Origin of the sequence: Brevundimonas sp. (assembly GCF_047617075.1) — a bacterium.
Classification (GTDB): domain Bacteria; phylum Pseudomonadota; class Alphaproteobacteria; order Caulobacterales; family Caulobacteraceae; genus Brevundimonas.
This window is the reverse complement of sequence record NZ_JBLGCI010000016.1, coordinates 1-26,925: the sequence shown is the minus strand read 5'-3', so window position 1 is coordinate 26,925 and position 26,925 is coordinate 1. Positions and strand designations below refer to the sequence as shown.

Sequence of the window (26,925 nt, the reverse complement as noted above, 5' to 3'; positions counted from 1 at the left end):
GTCCAGGGTCCTAGGCTCGGCGTTGGATATGCGCGCGCATCACCACCGGACAGAACTGGCCCGCCATCTGGACCCCAGCCTTCGCTGGGGTGAGCGGGGCGGGGGCGTCCTTAGACCGCCACCGCCGTCGTGCCCGCGATGAAACCGCCGCCCAGCAGGCGGTCGGGGTCGGCGGGGTCATAGAGGACGCAGGCCTGACCCGGCGCCACGCCTTCCTCGCCCTCGTCGAACACCACGGCCACGCCGCCGTCCTGCATCGTCAGACGGGCCGGCGAGGGATCGCGGGTTGAGCGCACGCGGGCGAGCACGGCCGCGCCGTCCTTGGCCGCTTCCTCGATGGACGCCTGATCGCCCAGCCAGTTGGTTTCCTCAAGCGTCAGGGACGCGGTCAGCAGCGCCTCGCGCGGACCGACGATGACCCGGCGGGTTTCCGGCTCCAGCCGCACCACGAACAGGGGCTCGCCCACCGCCACGTTCAGACCCCGGCGCTGGCCGATGGTGTAGTCGGTGATGCCGGAATGGGTCCCCAGCACGCGGCCGTCCATGTGCACGATCTCGCCGGCCTCGCGCCCTTGCGGTCGCAGCCGGTCGATCAAGGTGCGGTAATCGCCGGTGGGCACGAAGCAGATGTCCTGGCTGTCCGGCTTGGCCGCGATCTTCAGGCCCAGTTCGGCCGCCACGCCGCGCACCTGGGGCTTGTCCAGATCGGCCAGCGGAAAGCGCAGATAGTCCAGCTGATCGGCCGTGGTGGCGAACAGGAAATAGGACTGGTCGCGAGAGTGATCGACGGCCTTGCGCATCTGCGCCCGATTGCCGACAGCGGCGCGGCGCACATAGTGGCCGGTGGCCATGGCCTCGGCGCCCAGGTCGCGGGCGACGTCCAGCAGGTCGCGGAACTTCACCGTCTGATTGCAGCGGATGCAGGGCACCGGCGTCTGGCCGCGCAGATAGCTGTCGGCGAATTGATCGATCACTGCGTCCCGGAAGCGGCTTTCATAATCCAGCACATAGTGGGGAATGCCGATCATCTCGGCCGCCAGCCGGGCGTCGTGGATGTCCTGGCCCGCGCAGCAGGCGCCCTTCTTCTTCAGGGCCGCGCCGTGGTCGTAGAGCTGAAGCGTCACGCCCACCACGTCATAGCCGGCCTTGGCCAGCAGCGCCCCCACCACGGTGGAGTCCACCCCGCCGGACATGGCCGCCACCACCCGCGCGCCCACAGGCAGACCCACCGCCGCGCGCGCGGCCTCCACCGCCGCGTCCATGTCGGCGCGGGCGATGTCGGGCACAGGGCAGATGGGCTCCATCAGGGTCATGGGCGCCATTTAGTCTTCAATGATGCGGAATTCGAGGCTTTGCGCGAATCTCCTCCCCATCGCTTGGGATGGGGAGGTGGCGCGAGCGCGATTCAGCGCTCGTGACGGAGGGGGCGACGCCAGCGTTTGATCGCCTTCACCAGAACGACCTGAGCCGCTGAAACAACCCCTCCACCACGCCCTGCGGGCGCGGTCCCCCTCCCCGCTCGGGCGGGGAGGAAAAGGAAAGGGCCGCGCCCTTGCGGACGCGGCCCTGAAACCTTCGGAGAAACCCGCGACTACTGGCGATAATGCTGGATGCGCGTGGTGCGCAGGCCCTGCATGCCCCATTTGTCGATGGCCTTCTGCCAGGCGCCGAATTCCTCGGCGGTCAGGCGATAGCGCTCCAGCGCCTCCTCGATCGTCAGCAGCCCGCCGCGCACGGCGGCCACCACCTCGGCCTTGCGCCGGATAACCCAGCGGTCGGTGTTCGGGGGCGGCAGGTCGGAGAGAGTCAGAGGCGTGCCCGTGGGGCCCACCACATACCGCTCTCCGCGGCTGTTAAGACGCTGTTCCTTCAACATGGGCTTATGCCTCGTACGTCACCATCACGATCATGAGCATACGCGGCAGCCCTGAAAGGCCGCTTAAGCGCCTTGGTGAACGGAAGGATAAAATCCGCCGTTTCCGGGTGGATTCCACCCCAAATGCTTAGGCTATGATTCATTGACTCTAACGATTACTTGCCCGCGTATCAGCGTTTGATCATCAGCAGCTCTTCCAGCATCTGGTCTGCGGTGGTGATGATCTTCGACGAGGCGGAGTAGGCGCGCTGGGTCGTGATCAGGCCGGTGAACTCGGTGGACAGGTCCACGGTGGAGGCTTCCAGCTGCGATGCGCCGATGAAGCCCGCCCCGCCCGAGCCGGGGGTCTTGAGGTTGTAGGTGCCGCTGGCCTGGCTGACGGAATAGGCGTTTCCGTTCACCGCCTGCAGACTGTCGGGGCTTGGGAAGGTGGCGAGGGCCACCTGGGCGATGCGGCGCATGACCCCGTTGTCGAAGATGGCGGTGACCGAGCCTTCGTCGTCGATCTGGATATCGGTCAGGTTGCCGAACGCCGTGCCGTTGGTCAGGGTCGCCTGCACCACCGAGGCGCTGTCGTACTGGGTCAGCCCGCCCGCCGAGGCGTTCAGGTCGAAGGTGACAGTCTGGTCGTCGATGCCCAGGCCGTCGGCCCAGCGGAACTCGCCGGCGGCGGGCGCGCCGCCGTCGGAGGCGCCGAACTCCAGGCTGGCGTTCTCGGGATCGTCGAACAGGGCGGCGGCGCCCAGGGCCTGCATGGCCGGGACGTCGAGACGGCCGTCCTGGGTGAAGGCGACGATGCCGGAGCGCAGCTGGCCGTTGTTCAAGCCGGCGCCGGTGACCACGTCACCCTCGGGGATGGCGCGGATTTCCGCGTACCACTGGTTGGGGGTGTCGCTCTTGAGGAAGGACACCGCCAGGGTGCGCTGACCGCCCTTGGAATCCGACACCGGAATGGTCAGCTCGAAGTCCGGCTTCACGCCGGTTCCCGCTTCCGGATCCCACATGGCCATGGAATTGGTGGCCGGATCATAGGCGTTTGCGCCCACCGGCACCGCGACCGCCGCCAGCGCCTCGGCCGACACATCCTGGCTGGAGCGCAGGTTGGCGTTCAGCTGCACCCGCGTGGTGGCCTCGGCGGTGCCGCCGACGGTGCCCACATTGATGGAGCGCAGACGGTTCAGATCCGACGGATCCGTATTGACGTTGCCTTCGGTGTCCACCGGCCAGCCCTGCAGATAAAGCCCGGCCGTGTTCTTCAGATAGCCCATCTCGTCCACGCGGAACGCGCCGGCGCGGGTGAACAGTCGGGTGTCGGCGGGCGTCAGGCCCTCGGCCTGCTCGGTCACCACGAAAAAGCCCGACCCTGAAATGCCCAGGTCGGTGGAGGAGCTGGTGCGCTGCAGCTGGCCCGCCTGGCTGATGAAGTTGCGGGTATTGGCCATGACGCCGCCCGCGGAATAGCCGGCGCCCTGGTTCTGGGCGTTGACCATGGTCTGGAACTCGCCCTGGGTCCGCTTGTAGCCAATGGTGTTCACATTGGCGATGTTCTGGGAGATGGCGGACAGGGCGGCCGAGTTGGCGGCGAGGCCCGAAACGCCGGCGAGAAGCGCGCTGTTGATGCTCATGGTGAAACTCCTGGAAGGAAAACTTTGAACGGGGTCAGTTGAAAGGGTTCAGGGCCGAGGCGATGGAGGCCATGACGCTCTCCTCGTCCTCGGGTGGAAGCTGCGCCTGGGCCTGTTCCTCCAGGGCGATGACATGGGTCAGGGGCACGACCGAGCGGCCGATGGTCAGGTAGGGCTGGCCGTCGTACATCTCGACGCCGCTGACCCGGCCGCGGATCAGGACCTGGGAGTCCACCGCCGTGCCGCCCGCCGAGGCGGCGGTCACGCGCAGGGTGTAGACGCCGCCGTCCTGGACCTGGCCGCCGCCGGCGGTCTGGCCGTTCCAGGTGAAGTCGTGGACGCCTTCGGCGGTCTGGTCGGCCTGGCCGGTCCAGACCACGTCGCCGTTGCCATTCAGCACCTCCATGGTGACCTCGGCGGCGTTCGAAGCCAGCTCGTAGCTCCAGGTGGCCTCGCCGTCCTGATACTTCACCGCCTCCCAGGCGGCGGTGGCTTCGCGGCCGATATAGTTGGCCGCGCCCGCCATGCCCGACCCGCCGCTCTGTTCCAGCAGGGCGGTGAGCAGATCGTTGGTCAGCAGTTGCTGCTCCACCCCCGCCATCTGGGTCAGCTGCCCGGTGAACTCGTTGGAGTCCAGCGGCGACAGGGGGTCCTGATTCTTCAGCTGGGCGGTCAGAAGCTGCAGGAAGGTCTCGAAGTTCGAGGCCAGCATCTGGCTGCCGGCGTTCATCCGGTTGCCGGCCTGGGTTGTGGAAATGGCGTCAACCATGGGTCAGACTTTCATGTCGACGCCCTCGGGCGTCAGGCTGAGGGCGGTCCAGCGCGGGGGCGCGGAAAGGGTGTCGGCCGCGTCGACGAGCTGTCCGGCGCCGTTGAAGGCGCGGCCACGCTGGTCAAAGGGCTGGTCGCGGCGGCCGCCGTCACGCTCGGCGAACTCCAGCGATCCCTCGGCCATCTGGAATCCGGCGGCCTCCAGCTGGCGACGCAGCTCGTCGGCCCGGCCGCGCAGCTCGGCGGCGGCGGCGGGATTGTCGAAGGCCAGGCGCGCGGTCAGCTGACCGTCAGAGTCCACCTCCATGCGCACGTCGACCCGGCCCAGATCCTCGGGCGTCAGCACCATATCGAAGCGGGTGGATCGGGCTTCCAGCCGCCGCACGATCTGGGCGGACAGCATGGCGGTGGTCTCGGCGCTCGCCCGGGACAGGGTGCTGGGCAGATGCTCGCGGACGGAGGCCGCGCTCTGCGCATCGACGGTGCGGGTCGGCTCGGGAGCGGCTTCCCCGTCAGGCGTCGCCGGCTCAACGGTGATGGGCGCGATCTCCGCTCGGGCCTCCACAGGCGCGGTCCCCGGACCCGGCGCAGGAGTCGTCGTGACGGCGGTATTGGTCGGGGCCGGCGCGGCGACGGAAGGCCGGGGCGCGTCTGCGGACTCCGCCGCAGAGAACAGGTTGATGCGGCTGTCGCCCTCACGGCGCTCGCCGCGTCGTTCGGCCTGGACCGGGTCGGGGCGCGGCGGCTGGGCCAATCGTCCCGCTTCGGGCGCGACGGCGACCGTCGCCGCCTGCTGGCCGGCGGTGCGCGCGGCTTCGGTTGCGGCGCGGGCGTCGGTGACAACGGTGGCCCGAGCCGCTTCCGCCGTCCCTTCAGGCGCCCCATCGGGCGTCGGTGGGGCGGCGCCGCTGGCGGACTGAGGTGCGGGCGACGCTTGTGTGGGCTGGACGGTTTGGGCGCCCTGTGGGGCGGAGATCTGGAAACCGGATCCGGTTTCGGCGCGCGCCGAAGCGGCGGCTGGGGGCTGGTCGCTCACCGATTGGGGGTCGCCTTCGGCGGAGAGCGCCGGAGACGCGGTCGGTTCGGCCTCGGGCGAGACCGGAGGAGAAGCGGGCGCCGGAGCCGAAGCCGCGCCGGCAGGTTGTGCAGCGAGGGTCTGCGGGGGCGGCGGAGGCGTAGGGATCCCAGTGATCAGCCCGGCCGGCGCCGGCCCGCCGTCATCACCCGCGCCGGCTTCGGAGCCTTCACCGCTCTGTTCGCCCTCGTCGCTGTTCGCAGCAGCCTCGTCCGAGGCGACAAACGTGTTGGCCCCATTGAAGCGGAATGGCGTCAGGGACATGCCCGCGCTGGCCGCCGTCGAAGCCGCCGCCGCCTCGCCCGTCGCCTCACCCTTCGGCGCCATGATGGCCAGCAGGCCCGCGAAGGCGCCGTCCGCCTGACCGCCAGACTGACCGGACCCGGACGCACCGGCGCCGCTGCCCGGAACAGGGGCGTTCAGCATGGCGAACAGATCGAGTGCGGACATGGACCGGGCGGGCCTTGAGGCTTGGGGATGAGGCGGCGCGTGCTGCGCCCGGAATTTCACGTCGAGGTCACAAGCAACGGCCGCGCCACAAGGCTTGATCGACATCAAGGCTCTGAAATTAAAACAGAAAGCTGGCGTTCATCGCAGGCGACCGGGCGGCACCCGAGGCGCTTTTTGCCGTGCCGGGCGACCTTTCTTGCCCGGCGCCCCCGACGCTCTGCGGACTGGCCCGTCCCTTGCGCCGTGGTCAGCGCGGCCGACCGTCGCGAATTGAGAATGTCATGACGATCAATGACTTGAGCAAATTCGAACTGGACAACGCCGGGCAAAAAGCGCCCGGGCGCCAGCAGGCTTTGCCGGGTCACGGTGCTGAAAGCGTGCGCGCATGTCCCTGAACCTGATCATGAACACCGCCACCTCGGGCCTGATGACGGCCCAGGGTCAGCTGCGGGTGGTCTCGGACAACGTCGCCAACGTCAACACGCCCGGCTATGTGCGCAAGGTGGCCGAACAGCGGGCCATGACCACCCAGGGCATGGGCGCCGGGGTCGAGATCGCGCGGGTGCGCCTGGCCACCGACCGCTTCCTTCAGGCCGCCAGCTTCAACGCGGGCGCCGAGGCCGCACGCCAGGGCGTGCGCTATGAATTGTTCGACCGCATCCAGAATCTGTTCGGCGATCCCAGCGGCGGGACCGACTTCTTCAGCCAGGTCGACGAAATGTTCTCGGCCTTCGCCGTGGCGGCGGAGGATCCGATCTCCTCGCCTCGCAGGCAGGAGGCCCTGTTCCGCGCCCAGTCCCTGTTCGACGAAGCGTCGCGGATCCAGACCCAGATCCAGGCGGTGCGCGAGGACGCGGACGGCCGCATCCAGAGCGCGGTGGACGGCGCCAATCTGCTGGTGGAGCAGATCGAGGCCCTGAACGTCGAAATCTCGCGAGCCTCGGTCAGCGGGGCCGACGCCTCGGGCGCGGAAAGCGCCCAGGCCAAGCTGATTGGCGAGCTGTCCGAACTGATGGACGTGCGCGTCAGCGTCCGCACCCAGGGGGGCGTCAGCGTGCGCACCTCCGCCGGCGTGCTGCTGGCCGGCGATGGGTACGCCACCCTGGAGTACCAGCGGGCGGGCGCGGTCAACAGCGAGAGCGCCTTTTCCGAGATCTGGATCACCGAGCCGCGCGGAACCAAGCGGTCCCTGGCCGAGAACATCACCTCAGGCGAGATCAAGGGGCTGCTGGAGCTGCGCAATGTGGACGCCCCGGCCGCCGCCGACCGCCTGGCCGAACTGGTCACGCGGGTGGCCGACGAACTGAACCGCGCGCACAACGCCAACAGCGCCGTGCCGGCCCCCGCGACCCTGACCGGCCGCAACGTGGGCCAGTCGTTCGAGAACGCCATCGCGGGCTTCACCGGAACCACCAACATCGCCGTGGTGGATGCGGGCGGCGTCATCCAGAACCAGGTCGAGATCGTCTTCTCGGGCGGGACCATGACGGTGAACGGCGCCGCGGCGACCCCGGCCACCTTCCTGACCGTGCTGAACGCCGAACTGGGCGGCGCAGCCACGGCCAGTTTCTCGGGCGGCGTCCTGAGCCTTGCGGCGGGGGGCGCCAACGGCGTGGTTGTGGCGGACGACCCGGCCAGTCCGTCCAGCAAGACCGGACGCGGCTTCTCGCACTTCTTCGGGCTGAACGATCTGGTCTCCACTGATCGCCCCGCGCTGTATGACACGGGGCTGACGGGCACGTCGGCGCACGGTTTCACGGCGGGCGAAACCCTGAAGTTCCGCTTCACCGGCGATACAGGCGCGAAGCTGCGCGACATCGAGGTGGCGATCCCGGCGGGCGGGACGGTGGACGACTTGCTGGCGGCGCTGAACGATCCCAACACGGGCGTGGGCTATTTCGGGGGCTTCTCTCTGGATGCGTCAGGCGCCCTGACCTTCAACGCCACGCGCACGCCGGCGCCGCAGCTGTCGGTGCTGGAGGACCGCACAACCCAGGTTCCTTCGGGCGTTTCCCTGACCGAACTGTTCGGCATCGGCGGGGCGCGGGCGTCGCGGGCGGATGGATTCTCGATCCGCGCCGACGTCCGCCAAAGTCCGGCGCGACTGGCCCTGGCGCAGCTGGACCTGAACGCCGCGCCGGGTTCCAAGGCCCTGTCCTCCGGCGACGGGCGCGGCGCCCTGTTGCTCGCGGACGCCGGACAGAAGGCGGCGGCCTTCCAGGCGGCCGGCGGCGCTTCCGGCGGTCCCATCTCCATCGCGCGTTACGCGTCGGAAATGGCGGGCGACATCGGGGCCAAGGCCTCCATCGCCAAGAACCGGCAGGAGGCCGCCGAAGGTCTCTTCAACGAAGCCAAGGCCCGCCAGGTGGCGCAGGAAGGCGTGAACCTCGACGAGGAGCTGGTGCTGCTCACCACCTACCAGCAGGCCTTCAACGCTTCGGCCCGCCTGATCCAGGCCGCCGGCGACATGTATGACACCCTGATAGGGATGATCTGATGACCCGCGTCTCGACCTTTGGAAACTACCAGAGCGCCTTGCTCAACCTGATGTCGGCCCAGTCTCGCGGGCTCGAGGCCCAGAAGCGCCTGTCCACCGAAAAGGTCGCCCACGACTTGACGGGCTATGGGCGGGGCGCCGAGACCCTGACCGCGCTGAAGTCGGCCCAGAGCCGCATCACCGGCTTCATCCAGACGGGCGAGGCCGTGGCCGCCCGCATGACCACCCAGGCCCTCGCCTTCGACCGGGTCGCCGCCGGCGCGGACGGCGCGCGCCAGGCCATCGCCGAGGCTATCGCGGCCGGACGGGCGGACGGGCTGATGCTGGAGATGCAATCCTATTTCCAGACCGCGCAGGACGGTCTCAACGCCAAGCATCAGGGTCGCCACCTGTTCTCTGGCGGCGACACCGAGAACCAGCCGGTGACGGTGGACACACTGGCCGATCTGGCGGCAGCGCCCGATGTGGCTTCTGTCTTCGTCAACGATGATCTGGCCACCGTCTCGCGTCTCGACGAGAACGCCACAATGCAGACCGGCTTTCTGGCCGATGACGTTGGGTCGGAGCTGTTCCAGATCTTCCGCGACATTCAGGAGTACCACACCGGCCCCAACGGCCCCATCGACGGCCAGATCGATGACGGCATGCGCGACTTCCTGACCACGCAGCTTGGACGGTTCCGCGACGCCCACAGCAACATCACCGACGTGGCGGCGCGCTCGGGCGCCATTCAGGCGCGGGTGGATTCCATCCTGACGTCTCACGAGAATCAGCAGGTTTCGCTGCAGGGACTGATCGGCGACCGCACCGACGCGGACATGGCCCAGGCGGTGACCGATCTTCAGCTGTCGCAGTTCTCGATCCAGGCTTCGGCCCAGGTCATCAGCCAGCTGCAATCCACGTCCCTGCTGAACCTGCTGCGCTTCTAGGGTCTGATCGGATCGGACACGGTCCCCGCCCCCGGCACAGGGCCCGAATCTAGCCCCGCGCCAGACGCATGAACTCCTCGCGGGTGCGCGGGTCGTCGCGGACCACGCCGATCAGGTGGCTGGTGATCAGGCTGGCGCCCGGCACATCGACGCCGCGCATGGTCATGCAGCTGTGCTCGGCCTCAATGATCACGCCGACGCCCTGGGGCCGCAGCACCTCGTGGATGGTGCGGGCGATGTCGGCGGTCATTTTCTCCTGGATCTGAAGGCGCCGCGCGAAGCCGCGCACGACCCGCGCCAGCTTGGAGATGCCCACCACCCGGTCGGTGGGCAGATAGGCCACGTGCGCCTTGCCCACCACCGGCAGCATATGGTGCTCGCAAAAGCTGACGAAGCGGATGTCCTTCAGCACGATCAGCTCGTCATAGCCGCCCACTTCCTGAAAGGTGCGCTCCATGTATTCGCGCGGATCGACCTCATAACCGGCGAACAGCTCGCGATAGCTGCGCGCCACCCGAGCGGGCGTGTCGACCAGACCCTCGCGGGCGGGATCGTCGCCGGCCCAGCGGATCAGGGTGCGAACGGCGGCTTCGGCTTCGGTCTGGGAGACGGGGGTGCTGTCGTCGGTCATGGGGCGTCCTTAGCGGATCGGAGCGTCGGGGGTCCAATGGAGGGGACCCTTTCGATACGATTTCCCCCGGCGAACGGATGCGAGCGACTGATCCTAACGCGCTGTTAACCATGCACCCGGCAAATTCAGCCCAGTGATTTGCGACTGGCGGGGCGTTCGGCGTGACCGGAACCGAGGTGATGGATGTGGGCCGCGACGCCCTGTGGCTGACCATTCAGCTGGCGTCGCCCGTGCTGATCGTGGGCCTGATCGTGGGCGTGGTGATCGGCCTGTTCCAGGCCCTGACCCAGATTCAGGAAGCGACCCTGATCTTTGCGCCGAAGATCATCGCCATCTTCGTCTCCCTGTTGCTGTTGTTGCCGCTGATGGGCGCCCTGATGGGCGGGTTCTTCCAGCAGATCACCGAACGCATAGCGGGCATGTAGGGCGGGCATGGAGCCTTACGCCGCCGCCGATCAGGTCTGGGCCGGCGGGCTGATCTTCGCCCGCGTGGGCGCCCTGCTGATGACCATCCCGGGCATCGGCGAATCCTATGTGCCGCCGCGCATTCGCCTGTCCCTGGCCCTGGTCATCTCCATCGCCCTGGCGCCCGTGGTGGTCGGCTATCTGCCCCCCCTGCCCGCCACCATGGGCGGGGTGGCGGGCTGGGTGATCCGCGAGGTCGCCACCGGCCTGATGATCGGCGCCCTCTTGCGCATGATGCTGTCGGCGCTGGCGACCGCGGGCGAGGTGGTTTCGCTGCAGACCACCCTGGCCTTCGCCCAGACCGCCAATCCGCTGCAGGCCCAGCCGGGATCAACCCTGGCGGCCTTCCTGACCCTGCTGGGCGTGACCCTGATCTTCGCCACCGACACCCACCACCTGTTCATCGCCGGGCTGGCGGGCAGCTATGAGGTGATCCCCCCGGTCAGCCCCCTGCTGCTGAACGACTTCGCCGCCATGGCCGTGCGGACCGTGGGCGACAGTTTCCTGCTGGGGGTTCAGCTGGCGGCGCCGGTGCTGGTGTTTTCCATGATCTTCAACCTGGCCTCGGGACTGGTGGGGCGGGTCATGCCCCAGTTCCAGATCTTCTTCGTCACCGCCCCGCTCAGCATCATCCTGGGCCTGTCCATCTTCGCCCTGAGCCTGGGCGTGATCGGAACCATCTTCATCGAGCGGTTCCGCACCCTGGCCATGGGTTTCACCGGAGGCGCCGGTGGCTGAGGAAAAGGACCAGGACTCCAAGACAGAAGAAGCCACCCCGCGAAAACTAGACGAGGCGCGAAAAAAGGGCGACGTCGCCAAGACCCCCGACCTGGCCAGTTGGCTGTCGCTGATGGGCGCCTCGGCGGTGCTGCTGATCGGCGGCGGCTGGTTCAGCACCCGCATGGCGGCCGAACTGGTTCCCTTCCTCGCCCAGCCCCACGCCATGGTGGACGCCCTTCACGCCGGCGCCGGGGTTGAGATCGGCACGCGGGCCATCTGGTCCACAGTCCCATTGCTGGGCGCCATCGCCCTGGCCACCATCGTGGGCGGCGCGGGCGGCAATCTGATCCAGTCCGGCTTTCTGTTCACCGGCGAGAAGATCAAGCCGAAGCTGGAGAAGATTTCTCCACTGAAGGGCGCCAAACGCATCTTCGGCCCCGACGGCCTGGTGCAGTTCATCAAGACCCTGCTGAAGGTGATCGCCATCAGCGCCATCGCCTGGGTGGTGCTGAAACCCCACACGCGGGAGATGGAAGCCATGGCGGCCATGACCCCGGCGGCCATCCTGCCCATGGCGCGCGATCTGGCCGTGGCCATCATCGGGGCGACCCTCGCCTTTCTGGGGGTCACCGCCTTCGCCGACTTCCTGTGGCAGCGGCACCGCTTCGCCAAGCGAATGCGCATGACCCGCGAGGAACTGAAGGACGACTACAAGCAGTCCGAGGGCGACCCCCACGTGAAGGCCAAGCTGAAGCAGATCCGGGCCCAGAAGGGCCGCCAGCGGATGATGCAGAACGTGCCCAACGCCACGGTGATCGTCACCAACCCCACCCACTATTCCGTGGCCCTGAAGTACGAGCCGGGCAAGGACGCGGCGCCCCTGTGCGTGGCCAAGGGCGTCGACGCCCTGGCGCTGAAGATTCGGGAGGTGGCCCGCGAGCACGAGGTCCCGATCATCGAGGACGTGCCTCTGGCCCGCGCCCTCTACGCCACGGTGGATGTGGACGAGGTGATCCCGCGCGAACACTTCGAGGCCGCCGCCAGGGTCATCGGATTCGTGCTGAACGGCCGCAAGCGCCGATAGGACGCAAACAGAGTATGCTGAAGCCCAGCGAATCGGCGGCGAGGCCCCCATGGACGCCCTGAACAGGGACATCCCCACCCGGATGCGTATCGACCCCTGGCTGGTGACGGCGGCGGTCTGTTTCGTCATCGCCGTGGCGGCGGCCGCCTATCCGGCCTTTCGACATGATCCCTGGAGCGCGCCGGGGCTGATCCTGATCGTGACCCTGGCGGCCGTGGCCCTGATGGGCGTCATGGCGTTCGGCCGCGCCGACGCGGGGGAGCGGCGGCGGGCGGCGGGCGACGCGGCGGTGGACCTGCTGGACGCCATGGCGGAGCCTGCGGCGCTGGTGTGGAGCGGGGGCCGGGTTCTGGCCTTCAACGCCGCATGGGCCGATGCGGGCGGGTCGACCACCGCCCTGCCCGCCGGCCGTTCCGCCAGTTCGCTCTACATGGCCTTCGCCCAGGCGCGCGGGGGGGAACCGGGCCGCGCCATGCTGAAACTCGGCGAGCGGGATGTGGAGGTGCTGATCGGGGCGGCGGGCGACGGCCGGTTCCTGGTGCGGCAGGCGCCCGAAAGCGTTCTGGCGCCGCGCGATCCGGCCCAGCCGGCCCGGGCGCCCGCCATGGATACAGGCGACGGCCGGGCCATGGCGGCGGGGGCCCCCTTCGGTTCGGCGGTGCTGGCGGGCGAGGATCTGTTCGCGGGCAAGGTGGAGGAGGCCAACCCGGCCCTGGCCGTTCTGACCGGCCCCGCGGCCGCGCGGGACGCCGCCTTCGGCAATCTGTTCCTGCCCCAGGGCGTGGCCGACGCCCGTGATCGCATCGCCCAGGGGTCGTCCGGTCCCATCGAGCTGATCGCCAAGGCGTTTCCCGACCGCAGCCTGCACCTGTATGTGGCGCCCGAGGGCGACCGGCGGCGCATCTGGCTGTTCGACGTCACGGCCCAGAAGTCCACCGAGATGCAGCTGGCCCAGGCCCAGAAGATGCAGGCGGTGGGCCAGCTGGCCGGCGGGGTGGCGCACGATTTCAACAACATCCTGACGGCCATGCGGCTTCAGACCGACGCCCTGCTGGAACGGCATCCGGTGGGCGATCCGTCCTATGACGGGTTGAACGCCATCCGCCAGACCGTGTCGCGCGCCGCCAGCCTGGTGTCCAAGCTGCTGGCCTTTTCGCGCAAGGAGACGGTCAAGCGCGAGCGGCTGGATCTGGGCGAACTGGTGGCCGATTTCGCCGTGCTGTTGCGCCGCCTCCTGCATGAGGACGTGCGGCTGGAGACCGACTACGGCCGCGACCTGCCGACGGTGACCGCCGACCGGGGGCAGCTGGAGCGCGCCGTCATGAATCTGGCGGTCAACGCCCGCGACGCCATGCGCGGGGTGGTGGAGCCGGGGGCCGGGGTGGTCACCATCCGCACCCAGCGCCTGACCGCCGATCAGGCCCGCGACCTGGGCTGGCCCGGCGCGCCGGATGGCGACGTGGCGCTGATCGAGGTGGCGGACACCGGCCCCGGCGTGCCGCCCCAGCTGCTGGACAAGATCTTCGAACCGTTCTTCACAACCAAGCCGGTGGGCGAGGGCACGGGCATGGGCCTGGCCACCATCTACGGCATCATGCAGCAGGCGGGCGGCCATGTGGCGGTCCAAAATCTGGAAGGCCCCACAGGCGTCGAGGGCGCGGCCTTCCGCATGTTCCTGCCCGCCGCCGGGGAGCAGGCGCTGGCCGAGGCGGCGCCCGAGCCCAAGCCCAAGAAGTCGGCCCCGCGCGATCTGTCCGGCGCCGGCCGCATCCTGTTCGTGGAGGACGAGTCCGCCGTGCGCCTGATCGCCGCCAAGCTGCTGCGCCAGCGCGGCTATGAGGTGATCGAGGCGGCCGACGGGGAAGAAGCCCTGCTGTTGGCCGAGGAGCACGCCGGTCAGATCGACATGCTGATCTCCGACGTGGTCATGCCGGGCATGGACGGTCCGACCCTTTTGAAGAAAGCCCGAGGCTATCTGGGCGACGCGCCGGTGATGTTCATTTCGGGCTACGCCGAGAGCGATTTCTCGGACCTGCTGACCGACGAGGCCAATGTCTCGTTCCTGCCCAAGCCGCTGGACATCAAGACCCTGGCCGAGCGGGTCAAGCAGGAACTCTACGCCACCTGATCAGTCCTTGCGCCCGCGCCGGTCGCGCCGCCCGTCCCGATCCCGGCGGCGGTCATCGCGCCACTCGCGGCGAGGATGGCGGTCCCGGCGGTCGTAGCGATCATGACGAGGCGGCGTATAGACCGGCGGCCCGTAGGCGTAGGTGGGCGGGCAATAGTATTCGCTGACCCCATAACCGTTATAGCGGTAATGGCAGCTGGCCGTGCTGGCGGCGATGGAGTCGGCCGCGAGGGCCAGACCCTCGAGAAAAGCCGGATCGGTGACGCACCCGGACACCCCGGCTCCGGCGACGCAGGCGACGGCGAGATTGCGCATCCGGCGAATGATCGGTCGGGACATCGAACAACCTCTTTCAGCGGCGGCCTCCCGCCGTCCACCGGACCCTGCGGCCGAACGCTGGTCGCTGACAAGCCAGGACGCCCTGACCATCCCTGACGGCAGGGTGTGAGCCGCCACCCAGGATGAAAGCATTGTAAGGCAGGACTGACTTGTTCTCCCGACGGGGGGTGATACCCCTTGCAGTCTGGGTTTTTCGGGAGCTTCGCCATGATTGATCGTCGCCGCCTTCTGTTCACCGCCGCCGCGGGGGCCGGTCTGGCCGCCGCCGGGCAGACCGTCGCCTTCGCCGCGCAGGACGCCGCCGCCACCGGCGCCGAGGCCCAGTTGGCGGACTGGATGCAGCGGGTCTTCAACGAAATGCTGCTGACCTCGCCGGAAACCCTGACCAGCCTGGGCATGGACAAGGGTCCCATGGCGGCGATGAAGTCTCGTCTGGACGACCGCTCCATCGAGAAGATCGAGCAGGACAAGGCCGAGTTCCGCGTGTTCGGCCAGGAGCTGAACGCCATCGACCGCGACGCCCTGTCCCCCCGCAGCCAGGTCCACTACGACGCCGTGAAATATTTCGGCGACACGGTGATCAGCGGCTATGCCTTCCCCTACGGCGGCGGCTTTTTCCCGTCGCCCTACACGGTCCACCAGATGGGCGGCGCCTACAACGGCATCCCCGACTTCCTGGACAGCCAGCACGCCATCGACACGGCCGAGGACGCCGAGGCCTATATCTCGCGGCTGGAGGCCTTCCCCACCGCGCTCGATCAGGAAACCGAGCGCATGCATCTGGACTTCGCCGCCGGCGCGGTGCCGCCCGATTTCATCATCGACAAGACGCTGCAGCTGATCGCCAACGTCTATGAGACCCCGGCCGCCGAAAGCACCCTCGCCGCCTCCGTCGCTCGCCGCACAGCTGAAAAGGGCATCGCCGGCGACTGGGGCGCCCGGGCCGAGCGGATCGTCACGGAGTCCATCTATCCGGCCCTACAACGTCAGGCCGAGGCCCTGCGGGCCCAGCGCCCGAACGCGGTGCATGACGCCGGCGTATGGCGCCTGCCGAACGGCGAGGCCTTCTACGACTTCGGCATCCGCACCTTCACCACCACAAGCATGACCGGCGCCGAGATCCACCAGATGGGTCTGGAGCAGGTGGCCGAGCTGTCGGCCCGCGCCGATCAGCTGCTGCGCGCCCAGGGCATGACCCAGGGCACGGTGGGCGAGCGCATCAACGCCATCTCCGACCGGCCCGGCCAGGTCTATCCCAACACCGACGCGGGGCGCGAAGAGCTGCTGGGCTGGCTGAACGAGCAGATGGCGGACATGCAGGCGCGCCTGCCCGACTATTTCGGCCGCATCCCCACAAGCCCCGTCGAGGTGCGGCGCGTGCCGCCGGCCACCGAGGCGGGCGCGCCGGGCGGCTACTACCAGTCGCCGGCGCTGGATGGCTCCCGTCCGGGCGCCTATTACATCAACCTGCGCGACACGGCCGAGTGGCCGCGCTTCACCCTGCCGACCCTGACCTACCACGAGGCGTCGCCGGGCCATCACCACCAGATCGCCCTGCAGCAGGAGAATGACGACGCGCCCATGCTGATGAAGGTGCTGGGCTTCTCGGCCTATTCCGAGGGCTGGGGCCTGTACGCCGAGCAGCTGGCGGACGAGATGGGCGTGTACGAGAACGATCCCTTCGGCCAGATCGGCTATCTGCAGTCCTTCATGTTCCGGGCCGTACGCCTGGTGGTGGATTCCGGCCTGCACCACGAGCGCTGGAGCCGCGAACAGGCCATCCGCTATATGGTCGAAACCCTGGGCGATCAGGAATCCGCGGTCACCACCGAGGTGGAGCGTTACTGCGTCTGGCCGGGCCAGGCCGCCAGCTACAAGGTGGGCCAGACGGTGTGGGATCGCGTCCGCACTGAGTCCATGGCCGCGTTGGGCGACCGGTTCGATATCAAGGGCTTCCACGACACGGCCCTGGCCGTCGGCGGCGTGCCGCTGACGGTGCTGGAGCGGGTCGTGCGCGACTGGACCGCCGCGCAGCAGACCGCCTGACAAGAGCCTGGTCGGTTGAGGTGGGATAGCCTTGCGATTCCACCGATGCCGTGAATCAGGCTCTCAAATGACGATCAGTCCGCCGTCATCCCTTCCGCCTGTCTGAAGCGGTTGTGGATGGCGGTGGCGGCCACCGCCGCCTCGGCCGAGGCGACGGTCAGTTGATTGAGGCCGCGGACGACGTCGCCCGCCGCATAGAGGCCGGGCACGGTGGTTTCCTGATGGTCGTCCACCACCATTCGGCCGTCTTCGCCCAGCGCCGCGCCCAGATCCACGGCAAGGCCGCAATGGGGCGTCGTGCCCAGGGCGGAATAGACCGCGTCGAAACTGGTCTGCTTTCCGCCCCACGACAGGGCCGTCAGCCGGTCGCCCTCGATATGCACCTTCTCGATGGTGGTCTCGATCACCGGCACGCCCAGACGCTTCAGGTCGTCATGGCGCGTGAGGGCCTCGGGCCGGCCCACATGGATCAGGCAGACCTTCTCCGAATAGGTGCGCACAAACGCCGCCTCCCGCGCGCCCAGGTCACTGTCGCCGATCACCGCGATGGATTTGCCGATGGCTTCGAAGCCGTCGCAGATGGGGCAGATGCGCACCAGACTGCGCGCGATGGCGTTCTCTATGCCGGGCAGGTCCGGGTGATGATCCACAACGCCCGTGGCCAGCAGCACGGCGCGGGCGGATATCCGGTCTTCGCCCAACTGCGCAGTGAAGCCGTCGCCGTCACGCTCCAGCGACTGCACGAACACGGACTGAATCTCGGCGCCGTATTCCTCGGCCTGAAGCCGCATGCGCTTCAGGATGGCGTCGCCGCCGATGCCTTCGGGAAAGCCCGGCATGTTGTGGCTAACCGGAATCCATGCCGCGCGCGGCTCGCCCCCGTCGGCGACCAGAACCGAGCGCCGGAAGCGCGCCAGATAGGTGGCCGCCGTCAGCCCCGCGGGGCCCGCGCCGATGACGAGAACATCCACAGCCCTCACTGGCCGGCCGCCCGGTAAAGCACGGGCCAGTCGTCCGGGCTCATTCCGGCGCAGACCTCCATGACCGAATGATGGATCAGGACGAAGGCCTCGCCGGTCCAGCGCCAGCGCGCGTGCGTGCCGCAGTCTCCGATGCCCCTGCCCAGCGACACGGACTCCATCTCGCGCGTTTCAGGATCATAGACGCCGCCGGTCAGCTGATTGCCGGGCTCCCCCTCCGCGAACGGGAAGAGCATGGGCCGGGCGTCAGCGCCGTCCTCGCCCGTAATCCAGTAGCTGCGGCCCAGATTGTAGGCGCCGCGATAGCATTCCACGCCCCACAGATAACGCCCCTCCGCCAGCCGGTTGACCGTGTGCAGGGGGTCGGCGGCGGGCCAGGAGTCCGCGCGGCAAGCCTGCACGTCGTCGCGTGCTTCCAGAACCGCCGGCAGTTCGATCCCTTCTGTCGGCAGGCCTGACTGACTGACGGCGGGTGCTGCGACCACTTCGGGGGGATCGGCGGGTCCCGGCACAGCGGAATCCGGTCCGTCGCCCGGCCTCATCACAGCCCCGACGGTCCCGATGCGGCCCTGACGTTCGTCCATCCACAACAGGGCGGCGGCGGCGCCGTCCAGCGAAATGTCCACCGCCCGCTCGCCCCGGCCCAGTGTCAGCGCCTGACCCTGCGCGAGGTCGCGGGCCAGCGGCAGGCCGTCGTCACCGACGTCCACCGGGCGGCCGTCGAGGACCATCGCCGCCTGATCGGCGCGAGCGCCCCGTTCCGGCAGCCCGGCCGTGATGCGAACGGCCGCCGCCGCCCCGGCGTCGCGCCGGATCATCACCCAGCCGCTGGGCACGCCGCTGGCGCCGTAGGCCGTGCAGCTTCCAAGATTGTCGCAAAGCACACGCCAGTCATCGAACGCGCGGCTGGCCGGGGTGAAGACGCCCGCCTCCGCGCTCGCCTCCGGCTCCGGGCCGGTCTGGTCCGGCGACGGCCCGTCTGCGGACGGGGCGTCCGGTCCGCAAGCCGCGAGTCCCAGCGCAAGGGCGGATGAAGTGATCAGGCGGCGCATCGGGCGATCTCCTTGCGGTTCGGGCCCGGAACGCCCTGTCAGCCGTTCCGGTTCGCCTCACGGGAGGCGGCGACAGCCTCGGTCGGACCTGCCGCCGGGGCGTGATCCTGCTCCACATAGGCGCGCATGACCTTCAGGTCGGCGGCGATCTGGAACAGGGCCACATAGAGCTCACAGAAGGATCGCCACAGAAGCGAGACAATGGCCAGAGCCAACAGGCCGATGATCAGGGTTGGAAAGGCCAGAACCCAGGACAGCCAGCCGGGCTCGTTCAGGGCCAGGCCCACCGCCCCACCGACCACCGCGAACCCGCCCAGCACGATCAGGCCGAGGCCTGCCCAGTAGATGATGTGGATCACCGGTCCGGTCAGCAGCCGGTCAAAGGTCAGCAGATCCATCATGACCTCGCCGGGCGAGGTCTTGCCGAAAGACCTGATGGAAGGGCGGACGACGGGCGCCCGGGTGGGCGAAAAAGGGCGGCGCGGCATGGCCGGTTGCTCCGGAGGAAGACCACAAAGCGCTATCAGCGCCCCCGGGTTCGCGCAACGGACGAATGGCCCGGCGCGGCGGCGGGCTTTGCACCGGCGGCCTCGCTCGCTATACCCCGGCCAACACTTTTCTCCCCGAACTGGAAGGCAAAGAAGCATGGCCAAGATCAAGGTCGACAACCCCATCGTGGACATCGACGGCGACGAGATGACCCGGATCATCTGGCAGATGATCAAGGACAAGCTGGTCTTTCCGCATCTGGACCTTGAGCTGGACTACTACGACCTGGGCATGGAGCACCGGGACGCCACCGACGATCAGGTGACCGTCGATGCGGCCGAGGCCATCAAGAAGCACGGCGTGGGCGTCAAATGCGCCACCATCACCCCGGACGAGGCGCGGGTCGAGGAATTCGGCCTGAAGAAGATGTGGCGCTCGCCCAACGGCACCATCCGCAACATCCTCGGCGGCGTGGTCTTCCGCGAGCCGATCATCTGCTCGAACGTGCCCCGTCTGGTGCCCGGCTGGACCCAGCCCATCATCGTCGGCCGCCACGCCTTCGGCGACCAGTACAAGGCCACCGACTTCCTGTTCCCCGGCAAGGGCACCCTGTCCATCAAGTTCGTCGGCGACGACGGCGCGGTCATCGAACACGAGGTGTTCAAGGCCCCCTCGGCCGGCGTGGCCATGGGCATGTACAACCTGGACGACTCCATCACCGAGTTCGCCCGGGCCAGCCTGGCCTACGGCCTGGCGCGCAACTACCCGGTCTATCTGTCCACCAAGAACACCATCCTCAAGGCCTATGACGGCCGCTTCAAGGACATCTTCCAGAAGGTCTTCGAAGAGGAGTTCAAGGCCGAGTTCGACGCCCGCGGCCTGACCTATGAGCACCGCCTGATCGACGACATGGTGGCCGCGGCCATCAAGTGGTCCGGCGGCTTCGTCTGGGCCTGCAAGAACTATGACGGCGACGTGCAGTCCGACGTGGTGGCGCAGGGCTTCGGCTCGCTGGGCCTGATGACCTCGGTGCTGATGACCCCGGACGGCAAGACCCTGGAGGCCGAGGCCGCCCACGGCACCGTCACCCGCCACTACCGCCAGCATCAGAAGGGCGAGGCCACCTCCACCAACTCCATCGCCTCGATCTTCGCCTGGACCCGCGGCTTCAAGCACCGCGGCAAGCTGGACGGCAACCAGGCCCTGATCGACTTCGCCGAGACGCTGGAGAAGGTGGTCGTGGACACGGTGGAAAGCGGCTCCATGACCAAGGATCTGGCCCTGTTGGTCGGCGACCATCAGAGCTGGCTGACCACCGAGGGCTTCCTCGACAAGGTGGCCGAGAACCTGAACAAGGCCCTGGCGGCCTGAGGCATCGATTCCAGACCCTGGCGCGCGCCAGGGTCTGGGTCATTTGAAGCGGCGTCCGCAGGGGTGGGGGCGCCAACCGGGGGGAATCCATGACGGCGCAGCCCAGTTCCATCGTCGAGGCGCGATTCAGTCCGAAGCTGAAGGCGTATTTCTGGATCAACGGCGCGCTGATCCTGATCGCGACGGTGGCGGGCATCGTGCTGCTGCCGGTGTGGCTTTTCGTCGGAAGCTGGTGGGCCTCGCGGTATCACGCCTCCCTGTCGTGCCGGCTGACCGAGCGCAGCGTGGTGATCGGCAAGGGGGTGTTCTTTCGCCAGGAGCTGACCATCCCGCTGGACAAGATCCAGGACGTGTCGATCCACGAAGGGCCTCTGTTGAGCGCGCTGGGGCTGTTGAGCCTGCGGCTGGAGACGGCAGGCCAGCGGAGCGCCGCCACGGGCAAGTCCGAGGCGGACCTGACCGGGGTGATGGACGCGCGGCAGATGCGGGACCAGATCCTGGCGCAGCGGGACCGGCTGGCGGAGCGCGGCTTTGCCGGCGCGGGCGTGACCAATGCGCCGGTCGAGGCCGGCGCCGGAGACGGGGCGGTGCTGGGGGAAATCCGGGACGCCCTGCTGCGGATCGAGGCGCGGTTAGGGGAGCGGGGGTGATTGTGGGTCCCCGGGAAAAGCCCGGGGATGACGGGCTTTTCTGATCGCGCTCAAAAAGAAAAAGGCCCCGGTGATCGCTCACCGGGGCCTTTCTCATTCAACGATCAGAGCGATCAGTCGCGGCGGCGACGGCCGCGATCGCCGCCCCGGTCGCCGTCACGCTTGGGACGGCCGCCGGTGTCGTCGGACAGGGGCGGTTCGCCCCGTTCGGCGCGCTCGGCGTTGATCTTGTCGGTGATGTCCTCACCGGTTTCCTGATCGACGACCTTCATGGACAGCTTGGTCTTGCCGCGATCATCCATGCCCAGGAACTTGACCTTGACCTCTTGCCCCTCGGTGAGGACGTCGGCCGGGTTGGCGACGCGCTCCAGAGCGATCTGGCTGACGTGGACCAGGCCGTCCTTGGCGCCGAAGAAGTTCACGAAGGCGCCGAAGTCCACCAGCTTGACCACCTTGCCGGTGTAGATGGCGCCGGGCTCGGGCTCGGAGGTGATGGACTGGATCCAGGCCTTGGCGGCGTCGATCTTTTCCTGTTCCGAAGCGGCGATCTTGACCGTGCCGTCGTCCTCGATGTTGATCTTGGCGCCGGTCTTTTCGACGATCTCGCGGATCACCTTGCCGCCCGTGCCGATCACTTCGCGGATCTTGTCGACCGGGACCTTGATGGCCTCGATCTTGGGCGCGTAGGCGCCCAGTTCGCCGCGCGGGGCGTCCATGGCCTTGGCCATTTCACCCAGGATGTGCAGACGACCGGCCGAAGCCTGGGTCAGGGCCTGCTTCATGATCTCCTCGGTGATGCCGGCGACCTTGATGTCCATCTGCAGGCTGGTGATGCCCACTTCGGTGCCCGCGACCTTGAAGTCCATGTCGCCCAGGTGGTCTTCGTCACCCAGGATGTCGGACAGGATGGCGAACTCGCCGGACGGCTCCAGGATCAGGCCCATGGCGATGCCCGAGACCGGACGGATCAGGGGCACGCCCGCGTCCATCAGCGCCAGGGAGCCGCCGCAGACGGTGGCCATGGAGGACGAGCCGTTGGACTCGGTGATCTCCGACACCAGACGGATGGTGTAGGGGAAGTCCTCGGCGCTGGGCAGCATGGGACGCAGGGCGCGCCAGGCCAGCTTGCCGTGGCCGATCTCGCGACGGCCCGCGCCGCCCATGCGGCCGGTTTCACCCACCGAATAGGGGGGGAAGTTGTAGTGCAGGAGGAACTTCTCCTTGTAGGTGCCGGCCAGGGCGTCGACGTACTGCTCGTCCTCGCCGGTGCCCAGGGTGGCCACGACCATGGCCTGGGTCTCGCCGCGGGTGAACAGGGCCGAACCGTGGGTGCGCGGCAGGACGCCGACTTCCGAGACGATGGCGCGGACCTTGTCCAGAGCGCGGCCGTCGACGCGGTGGGCGTTTTCGATGATGTCGCGGCGCAGGACCTCGGCTTCACACTCCTTGAAGGCGGTGGAGAACTTGCCGGGCTCGACGCCGTCGGGGTTCTCGTCCGAGATCAGCAGGGCCTCGGCGGCCTTCTTCTTGGCCGCATCGACGCCCGAGCGGCGGTCGTACTTGCCGGTGTGGGTGTAGGCGGTCTTGATGTCGTCGCCGACCAGCTTCTTGATGGAGGCCACCACGTCCGAGACGTCGTCCGCCTGGAAGTCGAAGGGCTCCTTGGCCGAGTGCTCGGCCAGTTCGATGATCGCGTCGATCACCGGCTGCATGCCGCGGTGGGCGAACATCAGGGCGCCCAGCATGGTTTCTTCCGACAGCTCCTTGGCCTCGGACTCCACCATCATCAGGGCGTCCTGGGTGCCGGCGACCACCAGATCCAGGTCGGAGTCCGGCAGTTGCTCCAGGGTTGGATTCAGGACGTACTCGCCCTCGACGTAACCCACGCGCGCGGCGCCGATGGGGCCCATGAAGGGCACGCCCGAGATGGTCAGGGCGGCGGAGGCGGCGACCATGCCGACGATGTCGGGGTCGTTCTCCATGTCGTGCTGCAGAACGGTGATGACCACTTGGGTCTCGTTCTTGAAGCCCTTGACGAACAGGGGGCGGATCGGACGGTCGATGAGGCGCGAGACCAGGGTCTCCTTCTCGGTCGGCCGGCCTTCACGCTTGAAATAGCCGCCCGGGATCTTGCCGGCGGCGAAGGTCTTTTCCTGGTAGTTCACGGTCAGGGGGAAGAAATCCAGGCCCGGCTTGGGGGCGCGGCCGTAGACCACGGTGGCCAGCACCACGGTCTCGCCGTAGGTGGCCAGAACGGCGCCGTCGGCCTGGCGGGCGATGCGGCCCGTTTCCAGGGTCAGCGGGCGACCGGCCCAGTCGATGGTCTTGCGTTTGATATCGAACATTTTTTCTCTTTCGTGTCCCGCAGGCGAATTCCGGCGGGGGCGGAGCGTCAGGCTTTGTTTCAGTCCTTCGGTCCCGAAAACCCGGCCGGCGACGTCGCCGATCGGGCGGGTTGAGTGAGGACCGGCTTGGCCCTCGCGTCATGGAGGCGTTCAGCCCCCGTCCGCCGTGCGGCGGATAAGAGAAAGGGCCCGCGAGCGGGCCCCTCCCGTCACCTGGCCCTAGCGGCGCAGGCCCAGCTTTTCGATGAGGGCGGCGTAGCGGCCTTCATCGGTCTTCTTGAGGTGGTCCAGAAGGCCACGACGTTGCGACACCAGCTTGAGCAGGCCGCGACGGGAGTGGTTGTCCTTCTTGTGGGTCTTGAAGTGGTCGGTCAGGTTGGCGATGCGTTCCGTCAGGATCGCGACCTGGACCTCGGCCGAACCGGTATCGCCCGCGCCGCGAGCGTTCTCGGAAATGACCTCGGCCTTGCGTTCAGCCGTAATCGACATCGTAAGTCCCTTTCTTTGCCCTATCGCTCGGCCTGCGAGGCCTCGCTGCTTGAGGGCGTGGGGTGTCCAATCGGCGGGGGTTGAGCCGCGTCAGGACAGATTGAAAACGCGGTCGGGTTCGAGTCGACCGGCCCGCATCTGACAGAGGGCGACCAGGGTTCCGTCCTCGAACGCCGAAACAGTTCGCGAACCGGATTTGAGCCGGTCCTTGAGCGTTTCGACCTGTCGGGGAAGCAGAACGATCGGCCGTCCCTGCCGAAGCGAGAAGGCGTCCGATCCAGTCACGGCCAGGTCCGGGATGTCGTCCAGAGCGGTCGCGACCGGAAGAAGACCTTCCAGGGCGGCGCCCCTATACGCCAAATCCTCCAGCATTTCCAGCGTTACGGCGTTTTCCGCGGCGAAGGGCCCCACTCTTTCGCGACGCAGGGCCGAGACATGGCCCTCCGCGCCCAGCATGACCGCCAGATCCCGCGCCAGAGAGCGCACATAGACGCCCTTGCCCGTGCGGGCGGTGATTTCGACGTGGTCGGGGTCGGGGGCGTCCGAGACGGCGATCTCGTGGATGGTGACGGGACGGGCCTGCAGCTCCACCTCGAAGCCCTCGCGGGCCAGATCATAGGCGCGCTGGCCGTCGACGCGGATCGCCGAAAAGATGGGCGGCACCTGCTGGATTTCACCGCAGAAGGCCGGAAGGGCGGCCTTTACGGCCTCCACCGACGGGCGCACGTCCGAGCGCGCCGTGACCTCGCCCTCGCGGTCCACCGAGGCGGTGGAGACGCCCCAGCGGATGGTGAAGCGATAGACCTTCTCCGCATCCATCAGGAACGGCACGGTCTTGGTGGCTTCGCCCAGCGCAATGGGCAGGACGCCGGAGGCCAGCGGATCCAGGGTGCCCGCATGGCCCGCCTTCTGGGCGTTGAACAGGCGGCGGATGCGGCTGACCGCCTCGGTGGAGCCCAGCTCGACCGGCTTGTCCAGATTGACCCAGCCGTGGACCGGGTCGCCTCTCTTTTTCCGGGCCATCAGTCTTCGTCGGACGCTTCGATGTCCGCGCGCACCTTCGGGTCGGCGAACAGTTGCTCCATGTGGCTGGCGGCGTCGAAGCTCTCGTCGTGGCGGAAGCGCAGGTCGGGGGTGAACTTCATGTCGATACGGCGGCCCAGCACCCCGCGCAGGAATTTGGCGTGGGCGTTCAGGGCGTCGATGATCTCCTCGACGTGGCCCGCCGTGGGGGCGGCGTCCACCCCGGCGCCGAGGGGTTCGACGAAGCATGTCGCGTGCTTCAGATCAGGCGACATGCGCACCTCGGTCACGGTGACCGAGACGCCGCGCAGGGCTTCGTCGTGGATGTCTTCTTCGCGCAGCACGTCCACCAGGGCGTGGCGGATCAGTTCGCCGGCGCGCAGCTGGCGCTGGCTGGGACCCTGGGGGGTGGCGTTGCGGGTATGTTGCTTGCGGCCCATGAGCGCCTCCTTGACGCGCTTGCCGGGGATCGAACCCGGCGGGGGATACGGGAGGGGGCGCGGTCTAGTCCCCTGAGGCCGTCCTGTCCAGTTCCGCAGCCCGGCGCGCGGCGCCCATGACCTCGGCGGAGAAGAACGCGTGGGCCGGGCGGACAGCGACGCCGCCCGCGTTCAGCACCTCGGCGGACCAGTGATTGCACAAACGCAGCACCGAGAAGCGCTCGTGGCTGGCCAGGAAGACCGCGTCGTCGCCGGGACGCCGGGCGGCGATGCGGGCCCGGCCGTTCTCCAGCGCCAGGGACGCCTCGATGCGGGCGGCTATGGCGTCGAAGGCGCGCGGCGACAGGGCCAGGCTCTGGCGGCGCGCATCGCCCCAGGCGACGGCGGGATCGCGACCATAGGGGTCCAGCATGACCACGGACGGGTTGCCGGGCCGCAGGAAGGCGCGGGCGCCGTCAGGCAGGCGGTGGTGGATGGGGCGCTGGTCCACATAGAAGCGGGCGTCGCCCCAGCCCGCCAGCACCCAGTCGCCGGGCGGCAGCTCGCGCACGGCCTCGGCCAGCGGGCCGCCGCGCGCCTCCAGCCGCGCGCGGGGCAAGGCGATGTCGGTGTGAAAGCCGTTGTCCAGAATGTGGATGGCGACGCCCTGCCCCGGCGCGGCGGGAGGAAAGACCGGGTCACCGGAACGGACCCAGGTGAGGAGCGCGGCGATCAGGCCGATCAGGGCGGCGAAGGCGACGCCGCGCATGGTCTATTGCGGCCGAGGCGCGCTGGAGTTCTCGGTTCCCTCGGGCGGGGCGTCGGTCCCGGCCCACTCGCCGCGGAAGTCGTAACGCAGGGGCGCACAGTGACGAAACTGCCCGTCGGCCCAGCGCCCCACGGCGTGCAGGGTCAGGGCCCGCGGGCCGCGAATACGGTTGGAGACGAACCATGCCTCTTCGGAAGCCGGGCACAGGGCGTTGGCCAGGGCGCGACCGTCGCCTTCGGGCACGATGCGATAGACGGTGCGCTCACCGGCGCCTTCGGGCAGGGCGTCGATGACGCCGTTCGGGCCGCCTCGCTCTAGGGCCGCCGAGCCGCGTCCGCCGGTTGAGAACAGCCGGCGAATGCTGGTCCCGCCGAGGAAGCCGCGCTCGATCTCCAGGGTGATTCCCCGGGTCAGGCTGAGGGTCAGGGTGTCGGCGGGATCATAGGCGTAGAACAGGATCTCGGCCCGCGCCGGAGCGGCGACGGCGACGAGGGCCAGGGCGGCGAAGGCGGCGGCGCGTTTCATGGACGGCATTCTATACCGGGTTGTGGCGGAAGGGTGACGCCATAGTTCTCCCTCCCCTTCAGGGGAGGGAGCTGAGCCGCAGGCGAAGCGGGTGGGGGCGCCCAAGCGAGACAGCGAGGATGCGTCGCCTCGCCCTCCCCACCCCGGCGGCGCGGGGCGCCCCCGGCCCACCCCCGG

25 protein-coding genes are annotated in these 26,925 nt (G+C 68.5%); 9 read left to right on the top strand and 16 right to left on the bottom strand.

Annotated elements, in window-relative coordinates:
• Positions 1–110: 110 nt before the first annotated feature.
• From mnmA to ACI8U3_RS13690, 5 genes are all read right to left on the bottom strand, one after another.
• Positions 111–1,313, bottom strand: a complete 1,203-nt coding sequence (gene mnmA / locus ACI8U3_RS13710) for a tRNA 2-thiouridine(34) synthase MnmA (protein ID WP_415015445.1) — start codon at positions 1,311–1,313, stop codon at positions 111–113.
• Positions 1,314–1,591: 278 nt separating this feature from the next.
• Complete coding sequence (locus tag ACI8U3_RS13705; protein WP_415015426.1) at positions 1,592–1,876, bottom strand: DUF1153 domain-containing protein; 285 nt, start codon at positions 1,874–1,876, stop codon at positions 1,592–1,594.
• A 170-nt stretch (positions 1,877–2,046) separates the two neighbouring features.
• The gene (gene flgE / locus ACI8U3_RS13700) at positions 2,047–3,501 is read right to left on the bottom strand and encodes a flagellar hook protein FlgE (RefSeq protein WP_415015425.1); all 1,455 of its coding nucleotides are present in this window, start codon (positions 3,499–3,501) and stop codon (positions 2,047–2,049) included.
• A 34-nt stretch (positions 3,502–3,535) separates the two neighbouring features.
• Complete coding sequence (locus ACI8U3_RS13695) at positions 3,536–4,270, bottom strand: flagellar hook assembly protein FlgD (RefSeq protein ID WP_415015424.1); 735 nt, start codon at positions 4,268–4,270, stop codon at positions 3,536–3,538.
• Between the two features lie 3 nt (positions 4,271–4,273).
• On the bottom strand, positions 4,274–5,797 hold the full coding sequence (locus ACI8U3_RS13690; protein WP_415015423.1) for a flagellar hook-length control protein FliK: 1,524 nt from the start codon (positions 5,795–5,797) through the stop codon (positions 4,274–4,276).
• 385 nt (positions 5,798–6,182) lie between these two features.
• Between ACI8U3_RS13690 and flgK the strand changes: the two genes are divergently transcribed.
• Together flgK and ACI8U3_RS13680 are read left to right on the top strand one after the other, a co-directional pair.
• Positions 6,183–8,294 (top strand): flagellar hook-associated protein FlgK, encoded by a 2,112-nt coding sequence (gene flgK, locus ACI8U3_RS13685; RefSeq protein ID WP_415015422.1) that lies wholly within the window; start codon positions 6,183–6,185, stop codon positions 8,292–8,294.
• Positions 8,294–9,223, top strand: a complete 930-nt coding sequence (locus tag ACI8U3_RS13680; RefSeq protein WP_415015421.1) for a flagellin — start codon at positions 8,294–8,296, stop codon at positions 9,221–9,223. Before flgK ends, ACI8U3_RS13680 begins: the two co-directional genes overlap by 1 nt.
• 49 nt (positions 9,224–9,272) lie before the next feature.
• Here ACI8U3_RS13680 and folE read toward each other — a convergent pair whose 3' ends face one another.
• Entirely contained in the window at positions 9,273–9,854 is a 582-nt protein-coding gene (folE, locus tag ACI8U3_RS13675) for a GTP cyclohydrolase I FolE (protein ID WP_415015420.1), read from the bottom strand.
• A gap of 161 nt (positions 9,855–10,015) precedes the next feature.
• Here folE and fliQ point away from each other — a divergent pair, with 161 nt between their 5' ends.
• The 4 genes from fliQ to cckA are packed head-to-tail and all read left to right on the top strand — an operon-like array spanning position 10,016 to position 14,251.
• Positions 10,016–10,279, top strand: coding sequence for a flagellar biosynthesis protein FliQ (gene fliQ, locus ACI8U3_RS13670; protein WP_415015419.1), 264 nt, complete (start codon positions 10,016–10,018; stop codon positions 10,277–10,279).
• Between the two features lie 7 nt (positions 10,280–10,286).
• Positions 10,287–11,057, top strand: a complete 771-nt coding sequence (fliR, locus tag ACI8U3_RS13665) for a flagellar biosynthetic protein FliR (RefSeq protein WP_415015418.1) — start codon at positions 10,287–10,289, stop codon at positions 11,055–11,057.
• The gene (gene flhB, locus ACI8U3_RS13660) at positions 11,050–12,123 is read left to right on the top strand and encodes a flagellar biosynthesis protein FlhB (RefSeq protein WP_415015417.1); all 1,074 of its coding nucleotides are present in this window, start codon (positions 11,050–11,052) and stop codon (positions 12,121–12,123) included. Before fliR ends, flhB begins: the two co-directional genes overlap by 8 nt.
• Before the next feature lie 49 nt (positions 12,124–12,172).
• On the top strand, positions 12,173–14,251 hold the full coding sequence (gene cckA / locus ACI8U3_RS13655) for a cell cycle histidine kinase CckA (RefSeq protein WP_415015416.1): 2,079 nt from the start codon (positions 12,173–12,175) through the stop codon (positions 14,249–14,251).
• Here cckA and ACI8U3_RS13650 read toward each other — a convergent pair whose 3' ends face one another.
• Positions 14,252–14,590: a hypothetical protein gene (locus ACI8U3_RS13650; protein WP_415015415.1), complete on the bottom strand. Its 339-nt coding sequence runs from the start codon at positions 14,588–14,590 to the stop codon at positions 14,252–14,254. It abuts the gene before it with no gap.
• A 207-nt stretch (positions 14,591–14,797) separates the two neighbouring features.
• On the opposite strand from ACI8U3_RS13650, the gene ACI8U3_RS13645 reads away from it, so the two are divergent.
• A complete protein-coding gene (locus ACI8U3_RS13645; RefSeq protein WP_415015414.1) occupies positions 14,798–16,636 on the top strand; it encodes a DUF885 domain-containing protein in 1,839 nt (612 codons plus the stop codon).
• Positions 16,637–16,710: 74 nt separating this feature from the next.
• Here ACI8U3_RS13645 and ACI8U3_RS13640 read toward each other — a convergent pair whose 3' ends face one another.
• The 3 genes from ACI8U3_RS13640 to ACI8U3_RS13630 are packed head-to-tail and all read right to left on the bottom strand — an operon-like array spanning position 16,711 to position 19,156.
• Entirely contained in the window at positions 16,711–17,607 is an 897-nt protein-coding gene (locus ACI8U3_RS13640) for an NAD(P)/FAD-dependent oxidoreductase (protein ID WP_415015413.1), read from the bottom strand.
• Between the two features lie 5 nt (positions 17,608–17,612).
• Entirely contained in the window at positions 17,613–18,668 is a 1,056-nt protein-coding gene (locus ACI8U3_RS13635) for a DUF1176 domain-containing protein (RefSeq protein WP_415015412.1), read from the bottom strand.
• Between the two features lie 38 nt (positions 18,669–18,706).
• A complete protein-coding gene (locus tag ACI8U3_RS13630) occupies positions 18,707–19,156 on the bottom strand; it encodes a DUF4282 domain-containing protein (RefSeq protein WP_415015411.1) in 450 nt (149 codons plus the stop codon).
• A gap of 157 nt (positions 19,157–19,313) precedes the next feature.
• On the opposite strand from ACI8U3_RS13630, the gene ACI8U3_RS13625 reads away from it, so the two are divergent.
• Both ACI8U3_RS13625 and ACI8U3_RS13620 read left to right on the top strand, forming a co-directional pair.
• Positions 19,314–20,528 (top strand): NADP-dependent isocitrate dehydrogenase, encoded by a 1,215-nt coding sequence (locus ACI8U3_RS13625; RefSeq protein ID WP_415015410.1) that lies wholly within the window; start codon positions 19,314–19,316, stop codon positions 20,526–20,528.
• 89 nt (positions 20,529–20,617) lie between these two features.
• Positions 20,618–21,178, top strand: coding sequence for a PH domain-containing protein (locus ACI8U3_RS13620; RefSeq protein WP_415015409.1), 561 nt, complete (start codon positions 20,618–20,620; stop codon positions 21,176–21,178).
• Between the two features lie 113 nt (positions 21,179–21,291).
• Here the strand turns inward: ACI8U3_RS13620 and pnp are convergent, their stop codons facing one another.
• From pnp to ACI8U3_RS13590, 6 genes are all read right to left on the bottom strand, one after another.
• Positions 21,292–23,523 (bottom strand): polyribonucleotide nucleotidyltransferase, encoded by a 2,232-nt coding sequence (gene pnp, locus ACI8U3_RS13615; RefSeq protein WP_415015408.1) that lies wholly within the window; start codon positions 23,521–23,523, stop codon positions 21,292–21,294.
• Between the two features lie 219 nt (positions 23,524–23,742).
• The gene (rpsO, locus tag ACI8U3_RS13610) at positions 23,743–24,012 is read right to left on the bottom strand and encodes a 30S ribosomal protein S15 (RefSeq protein WP_415015407.1); all 270 of its coding nucleotides are present in this window, start codon (positions 24,010–24,012) and stop codon (positions 23,743–23,745) included.
• 90 nt (positions 24,013–24,102) lie between these two features.
• Complete coding sequence (gene truB, locus ACI8U3_RS13605) at positions 24,103–25,035, bottom strand: tRNA pseudouridine(55) synthase TruB (RefSeq protein ID WP_415015406.1); 933 nt, start codon at positions 25,033–25,035, stop codon at positions 24,103–24,105.
• Positions 25,035–25,475, bottom strand: a complete 441-nt coding sequence (rbfA, locus tag ACI8U3_RS13600; RefSeq protein WP_415015405.1) for a 30S ribosome-binding factor RbfA — start codon at positions 25,473–25,475, stop codon at positions 25,035–25,037. Before rbfA ends, truB begins: the two co-directional genes overlap by 1 nt.
• 64 nt (positions 25,476–25,539) lie before the next feature.
• The gene (locus tag ACI8U3_RS13595; RefSeq protein WP_415015404.1) at positions 25,540–26,223 is read right to left on the bottom strand and encodes a DUF2459 domain-containing protein; all 684 of its coding nucleotides are present in this window, start codon (positions 26,221–26,223) and stop codon (positions 25,540–25,542) included.
• A 3-nt stretch (positions 26,224–26,226) separates the two neighbouring features.
• Positions 26,227–26,748 (bottom strand): hypothetical protein, encoded by a 522-nt coding sequence (locus ACI8U3_RS13590; protein WP_415015403.1) that lies wholly within the window; start codon positions 26,746–26,748, stop codon positions 26,227–26,229.
• Positions 26,749–26,925: the final 177 nt, after the last annotated feature.